We start from the raw sequence: 12,466 nt of genomic DNA on the forward strand, positions 1-12,466 counted from the left end.
CCTCCGCAAGCGTGACGCAGAAGGAGAGGCCCCACCCCAACCCCTCCCCTGAAGGGGAGGGGCTCGCTTTGACCGGTATTTGCAGGCCGCCCGATCCGATCTCAGTGCAGCTTGGCGATCGACAGCCCGTCTTCTTTGGCGCGTGCCTTGACCGACTCCTCGCTGCGGGTCAGCGCCTTGGCGATCGCCTTCAGCGCCATGCCCTTTTTGGCAAGCGTGTGGAGTTTCTGAATCTCGTCGGGCCGCCAGGGTTGGCGGTGTCTTTCAAAACGTTCGGCCATATCCGCATGATAGCGCGGTCCCGCCGCGCTGACCATCGCGCATGGCCGCATGATGGCTCGCTTACAAATGCGTCATGGAGGGCGCCGCCGCTTGCCTTCGCATCGCGGCCCGGCGAAGCAGGCCGTCCGGGAGACGTTGTATCATGCGAGTGACCTTATGCGCTTATCGGCCTTACTTTGTTGTGTCGCGTCCACCGCAATAGCCGTCCCGGCCCTGGCGCAGACGCGGGGGGTTCCCACGCCCGATGCGGCGGCCCCACGGACGGACAACGACACCAGCGACATCGTCGTCACCGCCCGGCGGCTCGACACCGCCCGCGCGCATATCCAGCCGAGCCTCGGCGCTTCCAATTACGAGATCACCAGCGACACCATCAAGGCGCTGCCCGGCGGCGAGAACCAGCAGTTCAACCAGATCCTGCTCCAGGCGCCGGGCATCGTGCAGGACGGCTTCGGCCAGTTCCACGTCCGCGACGACCATAACGGTCTGCAGTACCGCATCAACGGCACCATCCTGCCCGAAGGGCTGGCGGTGTTCGGCCAGACGCTGTCGCCGCGCCTGGTCGACAAGGTCAACATCCTGACCGGCGCTCTGCCCGCGCAATATGGCCTGCGCACCGCCGGCGTCATCGACATCACGACCAAGAGCGGGCTGTTCCAGAATGGCGGTACCGCATCGATCTATGGCGGCAGTCACAACACGATCCAGCCCAGCCTGACCTATGGCGGCTCCAGCGGCAGCACCAATTACTTCGTGTCGGGCGATTACCGACACAGCGGCCTGGGCATCGAGAGCGTCGATGGCCGATCCAACCCGGTGCATGACGATACCGACCAGTATCAGGGCTTCGCCTATGTCGACCATATCCTGGACGACCAGAACCGCGTGTCCTTCGTCGGCGGCTATTCCAACCAGTGGTTCCAGATCCCCAACCCCGTCGGCCAGCAGCCGGGCGCGGGGTGGAGCGTCGGTGGGCAGACCGCCTTCCCCAGCGAGAAGCTGAACGAGACGCAGCTGGAGAAGACCGGCTTCGGCCAGCTCGCCTTCCTTCACGATGCCGAGCCGCTGACGGTGCAGGCCTCGCTCTTCGCGCGCTATTCCTCGCTGCGCTATCGCCCCGATGTGCTGGGCGAGCTTCTGTATAACGGGCAGGCGCAGCAGGCCTATAAACAGGACTTCGCGATCGGCGGGCAGGTCGATGCCGTCTATCATCTGGGCGATGCGCATACGCTGCGCGGCGGTCTGCTGGTGACGCGCGACCGTTCGACGAGCGACACCAGGACGCAGGTCTTTCCGGTCGACGCTAATGGCGGCCAGGCGGGCGAGCCGATCGCGATTTCCGACAATGGCGGCAAGACCGCGACCAGCGTCAGCGCCTATCTGCAGGACGAGTGGAAGCTGCTGCCCCGGCTGACGCTCAATTACGGCGCGCGCTACGACCTCTATAACGGCTATCGGCGCGAGGGGCAGCTGTCGCCGCGCGTCAACCTGGTGTGGCAGCCGGACGGGGTCTATACGCTGCACGCGGGCTATTCGCGCTATTTCGTGCCGCCGCCCTTCGAGCTGGTCGGCAATACCAGCATCGCCAGGTTCGTCGGCACCAGCGCCTATCCCGAGGTGACCGACAACACCGTCCCCTATGCCGAGCGGCAGGACTATTTCGACGCCGGCTTCCAGGCCAGGCTCAGCCGCTATTTCACCTATGGCATCGACGCCTATTACCGCATCTCGAAGAACCTGATCGACGAGGGGCAGTTCGGCGCGCCGATCATCCTCACCCCGTTCAATTATGCCCAGGGGCGCATCGGCGGGATCGAGGCCAATGTCAGCTATGCGCGCGGCCCCTGGCTCGCCTATGCCAATTTCGCCGCCGCCAAGGCCAAGGGGCGGAACATCGTGTCCAGCCAGTTCAGCTTCGGCCAGGACGATCTCGATTATATCGCGCGGCACTATATCTATCTGGATCACGACCAGACATTCACCGGATCGGCGGGCGTCTCCTATGCCTTCGGGCAAGGCACGAAGCTGGGCGGCAGCATGATCTATGGTTCGGGCCTTCGCCGCGACGACGACGTCAACGCCATTCCCAATGGGGCCAAGCTGTCGCCCTATGCGCAGTTCAACCTGACCGCGAGCCACCATCTGGCCGGCCCGAACATCGACATCCGCTTCGACGTCATCAACGCGCTCGATCACCGGTACGAGATTCGCGACGGAACCGGCGTGGGTGTCGGCGCACCGCAATATGGGCCGCGTCGCGGCTTTTTCCTGGGCGTGTCCAAGTCCTTCTGATCGCCCCCCGGCGCCGCCGGTCGGCTGCGCCGGGTCAGGATTGCCACGGCGTCGGCGGCTGGCCTATCGCCGGGATGGACGCCGCCCGGCTCGGGCGCAATGGGAATGGGTGCGGATGGTGACGCTGGCCGAAGGAGCCACCTGGGCGATTGCGGGGCTGGCCACGGCGGGCGTGATCGCGCGGCCGCTGCGCTGGCCCGAATGGATCTGGGCGGTGACGGGCGCCGGGGTGCTGATCCTGTTCGGCCTGATGCCGCTTGGGCAGGCGGGGCGGGCGGTGGCCAAGGGGCTGGACGTGTATCTCTTCCTGATCGGCATGATGCTGCTCAGCGAGACCGCGCGCGAACATGGCGCGTTCGACTGGATCGCCGCCACCGCCGTCAACATGGCGGGGCGTTCGCGGGCGCGACTGTTCGCGCTGGTCTATGCGACCGGTGTGGTCGTCACGACCTTCATGTCCAACGACGCGACCGCCGTGGTGCTGACCCCCGCCGTGTTCGTCGCGGCCAAGAAGGCCAAGGCCGATCCGTTGCCGCTGCTGTTCGCCTGCGCACTGGTCGCCAATGCGGCCAGCTTCGTGCTGCCCATCTCCAACCCCGCCAACCTCGTCCTCTATGGCGGGCACATGCCGCCGCTCGGTGCGTGGATGGCGGCGTTCGCACTTCCGTCGCTGGCGTCCATCCTCGTCACCTTCGCGGTGTTGCGCCTCACCCAGCGAGCGCGGATCGCGGGGGGATGCGCGTTCGATGTCGCGCGGGCGACGCTGTCCGGCGGCGGCAAGCTGGCCTTGGCGGGGATCGGGTTGACCGCGCTGCTGCTCCTGATCGTGTCGGCGCTGGACATCGAACTGGGCCTGCCGACCGCCTTGGCCGGGATCGCGACGGCGGTGATCGTGTCGCTGCTCGCCGGGCGCTCGCCATTGACGCTGGCGCGGTCGGTGAGCTGGGGCGTGCTACCGCTGGTCGCCGGGCTGTTCGTGCTGGTCGAGGCGCTGGACCGGACGGGGGTGATCGCCTGGGTGGCGCGCGGGTTGCGCGCGATGCTGACCGACCCGGCGCGTGCGGCGGCGATCTCGGGCACCACGCTCGCCTTTGTCAGCAACGCGATGAACAACCTGCCCGCCGGCCTGATCGCCAGCAGCGCGATCACCCAGGCGCAGCCGCCGCAGATCGTCACCGACGCGCTGTTGATCGGTGTCGATCTGGGGCCGAACCTGTCGGTGACGGGATCGCTGGCGACGATATTGTGGCTTCAGGCGATCCGGCGCGAGGGGGAGGATGTGAGTTTCCTCGCCTTTCTGAAGGTCGGTGCGGTGGCGATGCCGCTCGCCCTGCTGGCGGCGCTGGGGGCGCGCTTGCTGATCGGGTGAGGGGGGGAGAGCGTGGGGCGTGGCCTTCGACTTCGCTCAGGCTGAACGGGGTACGAGGCTGAAACCCGACATCCGTTCGCACTGAGCGAAGTCGAAGTGCACGCGGGGCGCTCACCCCTTGGCCTTCGACTTCGCCCAAGCTGAACGGAGGTGGGGCCTATAGCGCCGCCAGATCGATCGCCCCGTCCTTGTCCAGCCAGTGATCCGCCGCCGGCATCGGGTATTTCAGCCCGGTGGCGCAGTTGAACAGCACCACCCGCTCATCCTCATCGACCAGATTGTCGCGCACCGCCTGGGTATAGGCCGCCAGTGTCGCGCCGCCCTCGGGACAGAGCAGCAGGCCATCCTTCCTGGCGCAATCGTCGACGGCTTTCAGGATGGCGGGGTCGCCCATCGCCAGCGCCGCCCCGCCCGACTCGCGCACCGCGCGCAGGATCAGGAAGTCGCCGACCGCGCGTGGAACGCGGATGCCCGCCGCCACCGTCGCCGCGTCCTCCCAGCGGGCCGCATGCTCCTCGCCCGCCTCATAGGCGCGGACGATGGGCGCGCAGCCGCTGGCCTGCACCGCATACATGCGCGGGCGCTTCGATCCGATCCAGCCCAGACGCTCCATCTCGTCGAACGCCTTCCACATGCCGATCAGGCCGGTACCGCCGCCGGTGGGATAGAAGATCGCATCGGGCAGTTCCCAGCCCAGCTGCGCGGCCAGTTCCAGTCCCATCGTCTTCTTACCCTCGATCCGATAGGGCTCCTTCAGCGTCGAGAAGTCGAACCAGCGCCCCTCGGCCGCACCCCGCGCGACGATCGCGCCGCATTCGTCGATCTGGCCATTGACCCGCCAGACGCGGGCCCCTTGCGCGGCGATTTCGCGGACATTCACTTCCGGCGTTTCCTCTGGGCAGAGGATCACCGTCTCGATCCCGCAACGCGCGGCATAGGCGGCCAGCGCCGCCCCCGCATTGCCGTTGGTCGGCATGGCGATCCGCGTCACGCCCAGCTCGCGCGCCATGGCGACGGCCATGACCAACCCGCGCGCCTTGAACGATCCGGTCGGCAGCCGCCCCTCGTCCTTGACCAGCACCGTGTCCCCGCCCGAGCGGGGGATGGGGATCAACGGCGTCTCGATCTCGCCCAGCGACACGATGCTTTCCGTCCGGCGTACGGGAAGGAGTTCGCGCCAGCGCCACAAGTCCGTCTCGCGATCGGCGATGGTGTCACGCGACACCGCCTGGCCCAGTGCCTCCAGGTCATAGCGGACCAGCAGCGGCCGGCCGGCACGCGACAGGCCGTGAAGCTGGTCCGCCTCATAGCGCTCGCCGGTCAGCGAACATTCGAGATGGGTGACGAAGGTCGGGCGGTCTTCGGTAAGATTGCGGTTCATGGCGGCCAGCCTATCGGTCGAAACCGCCCGACGCCATATGCTTAACCCGGAGGAGCCGCCGATCCTGCCAGCAACCCGCCGTCGATGTTGAACTCCGACCCGGTGATATAGGTCGCGTCGTCGGAGGCCAGCATGACCGCGATCGCCGCTACTTCATCGGGCTCGCCGAACCGCTTGAGCGGCGTGTCGGCGACCAGAGCCGCCATCTTCCCCTCACGGTCGGGACCATCGCCCAGCATCGGCTCCCAGATCGGCGTGAGGATCGCGGCGGGGTGGATGGAGTTGCAGCGAATCTGCCACCCCTGTTGCGCGCAGTATAGCGCGACCGTCTTGCTGTGGTTGCGGATCGCCGCCTTGGACGAGGCATAGGCCGCCGCTCCCGGAATGCCGACCAGCCCCGAACGCGACGACATATTGATGATCGCGCCGGTGCCGGCCGCCTTCATCGCGCCGATGGCATAGCGACAACCCAGGAAGGTGCCGTCCAGATTGACCCGGTGTACCGCGCGCCAGTCCGCCAGCGACGCATGTTCGGGATCATGCGGTACGTAGCCGGCTTCGAACCCCGTGATCCCGGCGTTGTTGACGACGACATCGGCGGTGGGGACGATCCGGGCCAGGCGCGTCCAGTCGGTTTCCTGCGCAACGTCGAGTGGCTCGAAGCGACAGCCCAGCGCGTCGGCGGCGGTCTGACCGGCATATTCGTCTCGGTCAGTCAGGATGACGGTCGCGCCTTCTTCGCAAAAGCGCCGGGCAATGGCGTGGCCGATTCCACGTGCCGCGCCGGTAACGACGCACGTCTTCTCGAATAAACGTGACATAAATCTCTCGAAATGAAGGGGCAGAGGGGCGGTCGTGACCGCCGTTCCTGTCTGTGCCGCGTCAGCGGTGCCGCTGGATCATCTCGAAAACTCCCCCCGGTGTTGGGCAACAGCCTTCTATCACAGCGGCGTGTCGGTTGCACCCCTCATGCCGGAATGCGAAGGGCCGGGGCCAACAAAGGAGCGCGCCCGTGATCATCATCAGCGACGAGACCCAGGATGTCGAGGTGCCCGGCGGCGGCACGATGCGGATGCATCTGTTCCGCCCGGCGATCGAGGGGCAATTCCCCGGCGTGATGCTGTTCTCCGAAATCTATCAGGTGACCGCGCCGATCCGGCGGCTGGCGGCGATGCTGGCGGGGCAGGGTCATGTCGTCGCAGTGCCGGAGGTCTATCACGAGTATGAGCCCGCCGGCACGGTGCTTGCCTATGACAAGGCCGGGACCGATCGCGGCAACGACCTGAAATTCACCAAGCCGGTCGCGGCTTATGACGCCGATGCGGCGGCCGGGCTGACCGCGCTCGCGGCGCATCCGGCGTGCAACGGGCGGCTGGGCACGTTCGGCGTGTGTCTCGGCGGGCATCTGGCGTACCGCGCCGCGCTCGACCCGCGCGTGTCGGCGGCGGCGTGCTTTTATGCCACCGACATCCATTCGGGGACGCTCGGCGAGGGGCGAAGCGACGACAGCCTGGCGCGGATGGACGAACTGAAGGCCGAGGCGCTGTTCGTCTGGGGACGGCAGGACCCGCATGTCCCCTATGCGGGGCGTGAGGCGATCCGCGCGCGGCTGGAAGCGGTCGGCGCGTCATACGAATGGCATGAGGTGAACGGCCAGCACGCCTTCCTGCGCGACGAGGGCCCGCGCTACGATCCGGCGTTGTTCCTGCGGGCGATGGAATGGACGCTGGCGCTGTATGCGCGCGCGTTGCGCTGATCCGGGCCTCGCCGCGTCCCGTCGGGCGGCGGCGTTTGCGGAAGTTTAAGATATTCGGGGCATGATGGACGGGAAGGATATCCGCCCGTCCCATGTTCGCCCCGTCCCTTCCGCGCCGCCGTGATGGCATCCGGCTTGCCCTTCTGCCCGATCGGCGTGGGGCGGTGCTGGTGGAATTCGCGCTCATCGCGGCGCCCTTCCTCGCGCTGATGTTCGCCATTCTCCAGACCAGCCTGGCCTATCTGGCGCAGGAGGCGCTGGAAACCGCGGTCGAGGTCGCCGCGCGCGGTATCGTGACGGGCCAGACCCAGGCGGCCGATGTCGCGGGCAAATCGACCGGCATGACCCGCGCCCAGCTCGCCGAGCGATTTCGCACCAGGGGCTGCCAGGCGCTGCCGAGCTTCCTGTCCTGCTCCCGCCTGTTCGTCGATGTGACCAGCACCAGCGTCGGCGCGGTGGCGAACGGGGCGCCGCCGCTGACCTTCGACGGCGCGGGCAAGATCACCAACCTGTCCTACGACACCGGATCGCAGGGCGCGCTGGTGACGGTACGCTTCATCTATCTCTGGCCGATGCCGATCGCGCCCACCGCCACCATGTCACCGCTCGGCAAGTCGCCGACCATCCTCATCGCCACCTCGGTATCCAAGACCGAGGCCTATCTATGAGGGCGCGTCGGTGAGGGGGCGGGGGCTGTCGTCGCTGATCGGCGATACGCGCGGCGTCGCGCTCGTCGAATTCGCGATCATCCTGCCGGTGATGCTGCTTTTGTATCTGGGCGGCGTGCAGTTGCAGGACGCCATGGCGTGCAAGCGCAAGGTGACGATCATGGCGCGCGGGGCGGCCGACCTGATCGCCCAGAATACCAGCGGCACGATGTCGAGTGCCGAGATCGGTGCCAATCTGGAAGCCGCCACCCAGGTGATGCAACCCTATGCCGCCGCCGGTGCGCAAATTCGCGTCAGCGAGATTTGGACGGATAGCCGGCGCCGGACCTGGATCCTCTGGAGCCAGGGCCGGAACACGAGCAAGTTCGCGCGCGGGACGCGTGTCATCGTGCCGAGCGCGATGGCGATCCCGGGGACGACCTTCCTCGTCGCGCAGGTGAGCTATCCCTACCGGCCCGCCATCGCCTTCGGCACGATCGGTCCGATGACGCTGGGCGACATATTGTGGATGGTCCCGCGTAACACCGATCAGATCGATTGCCCGGATTGCTGATGCCCATGATGCCCCCCTGTTTCCGCTCGGTCCTGTCGGTGCTGCGTCATCGTCGCGGCACGGTGATGATGCTGTTCGCGCTGGCGCTGCCGGTCCTGACCTTCGCGGTCGGCATGGGCATCGATTATGGTCAGGCGATGAAGGCGCAGACCCGGATGAATGCGATCGCCGATTCCGCCGCACTGTCCGCCGTCAGCAAGGCCGCGATGGCGATGAGCGACGCCGATGCGGTCGCCTATGCCCGCACGATATTCGATGCGCAGACGTCGGCGCTGATCGCCGCCGGGGATATCCAGCTGGTCAATGTCACGATCGCCGCCCCCACCGACCCCAACGGCCGCCGCAACGCGACGGTCAGCTATTCGGCGGTGTCGAACAACGTCTTTTCCGGTATCCTGGGCATGCGCACCCTGACGATCGCCGGTCGGTCGCAGACGACCAACGCCACCGCGCCGAACATCGATTTCTACATGCTGCTCGATGTGTCCAGTTCGATGGCGCTCCCGACCACGACGGCGGGCCTGGCGAAGGTCGCGGCGAGCAACAGCCGGAATTGTCAGTTCGCCTGTCATTCCAGTGCCGACCTGACCGGGCGGGACGCGACCGGCAAGATGACCGACCTGTACGGCGTCGCCAAATCCTATGGCCTGCCGCTGCGCATCGACGAGGAAGGCAAGGCGGTATCCAAGCTGACCCAGACCGCCACCGCGACCTCCAGCAAGACGGGGGCCCGATATCAGATCGCCATTGCGACCTTCCGCGGGCGGGGCGGGTTCAAGATCTTGCAGAAGCGCACGCCCGACATGGCCATGGCGGCCGGAACGACGCAGGATCTGAAGCCCTTTCTCTATTACAAGAACAGCTGCCCCACCTCGGCCTGCAGTCCGACGGAAGTGGGCTATAACGATATGGACACGGGCACCAGCGACGCGATGGATCAGATCAACAGCCAGTTGATCACCACCCCCGGCAACGGCATCAACAACGCCGCGCCGCAGGGGGTGATGTTCCTGGTCACCGATGGCATGCGCGACGAATATCGCTCGGGCGGCAGACCCGAAGCCGCGATCGATCCCGCCAAATGCGGTGTGATCAAGGCGCGCGGAGTGCGGATCGCCATCTTGTACACCGAGTATCTGCCAGCGTCCCTGATCGGCGATCTTTGGTCGCAGAACAATGTCGCGCCGTATCTCTACAAGGTCGAACCCGCGCTTCAGGCGTGCGCGTCGCCGGGCCTCTATACGAAGGTGTCGACCGACCAGGATATCACCGCCGCGATGGCCGCCCTGTTCCAGAACGCCGTGGCGACCGCGCGCATCACCCAATGAGGCGCGCGGGGGCGCCGGCGGGGCTTATCCCGCCAGCGCCTCGACCTGCTCGGCCAGTTCCAGCCAGCGCATCTCGGCCTCGTCCTTCTCCTCGCGCGCCTTTTCGATCGCCTTCATGAGGCGGTCGAACTGGGCCGGGTCCTTGGCATAGAGATCGGGGTCGGCGAGCTTGGCCTCGTCGCGCGCGATGCCGGCCTCCAGCTCCTCGATCCGCTTCGGCAGCAGCTCATAGTCGCGCTGGTCCTTGTAGCTCAGCTTGGTCTTCGCCTGAACCGGTGCGGCGGGGGAGGGGGCGGCCTTGGCGGAGGACTTCTTGGGTTCGGCCGGGGCCTTTCGCTTGGCGACCCAGTCGGCATAGCCGCCCGCCACCACGTCGACGGTGCCAGAGCCGTCCAGCCCCAGCGTCACGGTGACCGTGCGATCGAGGAAGTCGCGGTCGTGGCTGACGATCAGGACGGTGCCGTCATAATCGCCGATCACCTCCTGCAACAGGTCGAGCGTCTCCAGATCGAGGTCGTTGGTCGGCTCGTCAAGGACCAGCAGGTTGGATTCGCGCGCGAACTCGCGGGCGAGCAGCAGGCGCGAGCGCTCGCCGCCCGACAGCGTGCCGATCTTCGCCTCGGCCAGCGATGGGTCGAACAGGAACTCCTTCAAATAGCCATGGATATGCTTGCGCACCCCGCGCACGTCGATCCAGTCGCCGCCGTCCGCCAGCACCTCGCGCACCCGCTTTTCGGGCGCCATCAGCTTGCGCTGCTGGTCGATGATCACGCCGTCGAGCGTCTTGGCGAGGAAGACCGTGCCTTCGTCCGGCGCGATCTCGCCTGTCAGCAACTTCAACAGCGTCGTCTTGCCCGCCCCGTTCGCGCCGACCAGGCCGATGCGGTCGCCGCGCGTGACCTTCAGGCTCAGGTCCTTGATGATCGTGCGGTCGCCGTAACGCTTGGTGACATGCTCGACCTTGATGACCTCCTTGGTCTTCACGTCGTCCGAGGCGATGCCGAGCTTGGCGGCGCCCTGCGGCCCGATCATCGCGGCGCGGGTGGCGCGCATCTGGACCAGCTTTTCCAGACGGCCCTGGTTGCGCTTGCGCCGCGCGGTGACGCCGCGGTGCAGCCAGTGCTCCTCGATCTTGAGCTTCGCGTCGAGCTTCTCGGCGGCGCGCTGTTCTTCGGCATAGACCTGTTCGGTCCAGGCGTCGAAGCCGCCGAAACCGACCTCGTTGCGCCGCATCTGGCCGCGATCCAGCCACAGCGTCGACTTGGTGAGGCGGGTCAGGAAGGTGCGGTCATGGCTGATGACCACGAACGCGCCGGTGAAGCGCTTCAGCCAGTCCTCCAGCCATTCGATCGCGGCGAGGTCGAGATGGTTGGTCGGCTCGTCGAGCAGCAGCACGTCGGGGTTCATGGCGAGCGCACGCACGATCGCCGCGCGCCGCTTTTCGCCGCCGCTGGCGGTCGAGGCGTCGCGGGTCAGGTCGATGCCCAGCTGTCCGGCGATCGCCTCCGCCTCGTAACTCTCGGGCGCACCCTTACCCGACAGGACATAGTCCATCAGGGTTGCGCAGCCGGTCAGGTCGGGGTCTTGCTCGAGGTAAACGACATGGGTGCCGGGCACGATCATACGCCGACCCTCGTCCGAATCGATGATCCCGGCGATCAGCTTCAGGAGCGTCGATTTGCCCGCCCCATTGCGCCCGATCAGCGCCAGCCGGTCGCGCGGACCGATATGGATGTCGAGATGCCGGAAGAGCCAGCCCGAGCCTTGTACAAGGCCCAGGTCTTCGTAGGAAAGAACGGGTGCTGCCATGATGAGGATGCAGTTAGGGGCGGGAGCGGAACCGGGCAAGCGCCTCGCGCGCTGTCGCGCGGCTGCATCATCCATTCAGAGGATGTTCAACGGTTGCCCACTATGTCACACCCATGCCGATGACCGTTCTTCTGGCTCTGCTCGCCGCACCCATGGGTCAACCGCCGATGGTCGAGTCCATGCTCGATCAGCGTCGTGGCGACCAGATGCGCGCGTACCAGCAGCGCAAGGAAGGCAATCTGTCGCTGCGCGAGATCGAGACCAAGGTGGTGCCGATGATGCGCGATTCGCAATATATCGGTTTCGATTATGATGCGCGCGCGGCCATTTACACGCTCAAATTCCTGCGCAATGGCACGGTGATCTGGGTCGAGGTGGACGGCCGTACCGGCAAGGTCATCGGCCGGACGGACGGTTGATGCACGGCCTGACCGACGGCCCCATGGATCTACAGGGAGTTTTGCGATGCGCGTTCTGATCGTCGAGGACGAGCCCAATCTCGGCCAGCAGCTCAAGACCACGCTGGAAGGCGCCGGCTATGCCATCGACCTGGCCACCGATGGCGAGGAAGGGCATTTCCTCGGCTCGACCGAGAATTACGATGCGATCGTCCTCGACCTGGGCCTGCCCGAGATCGACGGGCTGACCGTGCTGGATCGCTGGCGCAAGGAGGGCAAGACGATGCCCGTCCTCGTCCTGACCGCGCGCGACAGCTGGTCGGACAAGGTGGCGGGGCTCGACGCGGGCGCCGACGACTATGTCGCCAAGCCGTTCTCCCCTCGCGAGGTCAGCGCCCGGGTGCGCACCATTTTGCGCCGCCTGCATAAGCAGCAGCGCCTGCAACAGAGCGCGCGCTACCATTTCGGCGCTTTCACGCTCGACGAAGACGCGGCCACCATCTCCTACCATCAGCGGCCGCTGCCGCTGACCCGTTACGAATACCTGCTGCTGAAGACGCTGGTGTTGGCGCCTGGACGGGTGTTCTCGCGGCAGCAACTGATGGAAAGCGTTTGGAAAAAAAAAAAAAA

Annotated in this window: 12 protein-coding genes; 8 read left to right on the forward strand and 4 right to left on the reverse strand. The window is 66.4% G+C overall.

Features of this window, described 5'->3' with window-relative positions; all coding sequences use genetic code 11:
• Positions 1-101: 101 nt before the first annotated feature.
• Entirely contained in the window at positions 102-281 is a 180-nt protein-coding gene (locus ACQKJZ_RS14715) for a hypothetical protein (RefSeq protein ID WP_007403839.1), read from the reverse strand.
• 157 nt (positions 282-438) lie between these two features.
• Between ACQKJZ_RS14715 and ACQKJZ_RS14720 the strand changes: the two genes are divergently transcribed.
• Both ACQKJZ_RS14720 and ACQKJZ_RS14725 read left to right on the forward strand, forming a co-directional pair.
• Positions 439-2,574 carry a TonB-dependent receptor gene (locus ACQKJZ_RS14720; protein WP_427731884.1) on the forward strand — a complete coding sequence of 712 codons (2,136 nt, stop codon included), beginning with the start codon at positions 439-441 and terminating at the stop codon, positions 2,572-2,574.
• 118 nt (positions 2,575-2,692) lie between these two features.
• Positions 2,693-3,943, forward strand: a complete 1,251-nt coding sequence (locus ACQKJZ_RS14725; RefSeq protein ID WP_427731901.1) for an arsenic transporter — start codon at positions 2,693-2,695, stop codon at positions 3,941-3,943.
• 157 nt (positions 3,944-4,100) lie between these two features.
• Here the strand turns inward: ACQKJZ_RS14725 and ACQKJZ_RS14730 are convergent, their stop codons facing one another.
• Positions 4,101-5,324, reverse strand: coding sequence for a threonine synthase (locus tag ACQKJZ_RS14730; protein WP_427731886.1), 1,224 nt, complete (start codon positions 5,322-5,324; stop codon positions 4,101-4,103).
• Between the two features lie 41 nt (positions 5,325-5,365).
• Positions 5,366-6,145, reverse strand: coding sequence for an SDR family oxidoreductase (locus tag ACQKJZ_RS14735; protein WP_427731888.1), 780 nt, complete (start codon positions 6,143-6,145; stop codon positions 5,366-5,368).
• 191 nt (positions 6,146-6,336) lie between these two features.
• Here ACQKJZ_RS14735 and ACQKJZ_RS14740 point away from each other — a divergent pair, with 191 nt between their 5' ends.
• From ACQKJZ_RS14740 to ACQKJZ_RS14755, 4 genes are all read left to right on the forward strand, one after another.
• On the forward strand, positions 6,337-7,080 hold the full coding sequence (locus ACQKJZ_RS14740) for a dienelactone hydrolase family protein (RefSeq protein WP_427731890.1): 744 nt from the start codon (positions 6,337-6,339) through the stop codon (positions 7,078-7,080).
• A gap of 92 nt (positions 7,081-7,172) precedes the next feature.
• The gene (locus tag ACQKJZ_RS14745; protein ID WP_427731892.1) at positions 7,173-7,748 is read left to right on the forward strand and encodes a TadE/TadG family type IV pilus assembly protein; all 576 of its coding nucleotides are present in this window, start codon (positions 7,173-7,175) and stop codon (positions 7,746-7,748) included.
• A gap of 10 nt (positions 7,749-7,758) precedes the next feature.
• Positions 7,759-8,301: a TadE/TadG family type IV pilus assembly protein gene (locus ACQKJZ_RS14750; RefSeq protein WP_312489344.1), complete on the forward strand. Its 543-nt coding sequence runs from the start codon at positions 7,759-7,761 to the stop codon at positions 8,299-8,301.
• Positions 8,301-9,629: a TadE/TadG family type IV pilus assembly protein gene (locus tag ACQKJZ_RS14755; protein WP_427731894.1), complete on the forward strand. Its 1,329-nt coding sequence runs from the start codon at positions 8,301-8,303 to the stop codon at positions 9,627-9,629. Before ACQKJZ_RS14750 ends, ACQKJZ_RS14755 begins: the two co-directional genes overlap by 1 nt.
• A gap of 24 nt (positions 9,630-9,653) precedes the next feature.
• Here ACQKJZ_RS14755 and ACQKJZ_RS14760 read toward each other — a convergent pair whose 3' ends face one another.
• Positions 9,654-11,438, reverse strand: a complete 1,785-nt coding sequence (locus tag ACQKJZ_RS14760; RefSeq protein ID WP_427731896.1) for an ABC-F family ATP-binding cassette domain-containing protein — start codon at positions 11,436-11,438, stop codon at positions 9,654-9,656.
• A 119-nt stretch (positions 11,439-11,557) separates the two neighbouring features.
• On the opposite strand from ACQKJZ_RS14760, the gene ACQKJZ_RS14765 reads away from it, so the two are divergent.
• Both ACQKJZ_RS14765 and ACQKJZ_RS14770 read left to right on the forward strand, forming a co-directional pair.
• Entirely contained in the window at positions 11,558-11,857 is a 300-nt protein-coding gene (locus ACQKJZ_RS14765; RefSeq protein WP_312489347.1) for a hypothetical protein, read from the forward strand.
• Positions 11,858-11,903: 46 nt separating this feature from the next.
• On the forward strand, positions 11,904-12,466 hold a 563-nt coding region (locus ACQKJZ_RS14770; protein ID WP_427731899.1), incomplete at its 3' end, for a response regulator.

The sequence above is a fragment of the Sphingomonas sp. NPDC019816 genome, assembly GCF_050274375.1.
Classification (GTDB): domain Bacteria; phylum Pseudomonadota; class Alphaproteobacteria; order Sphingomonadales; family Sphingomonadaceae; genus Sphingomonas.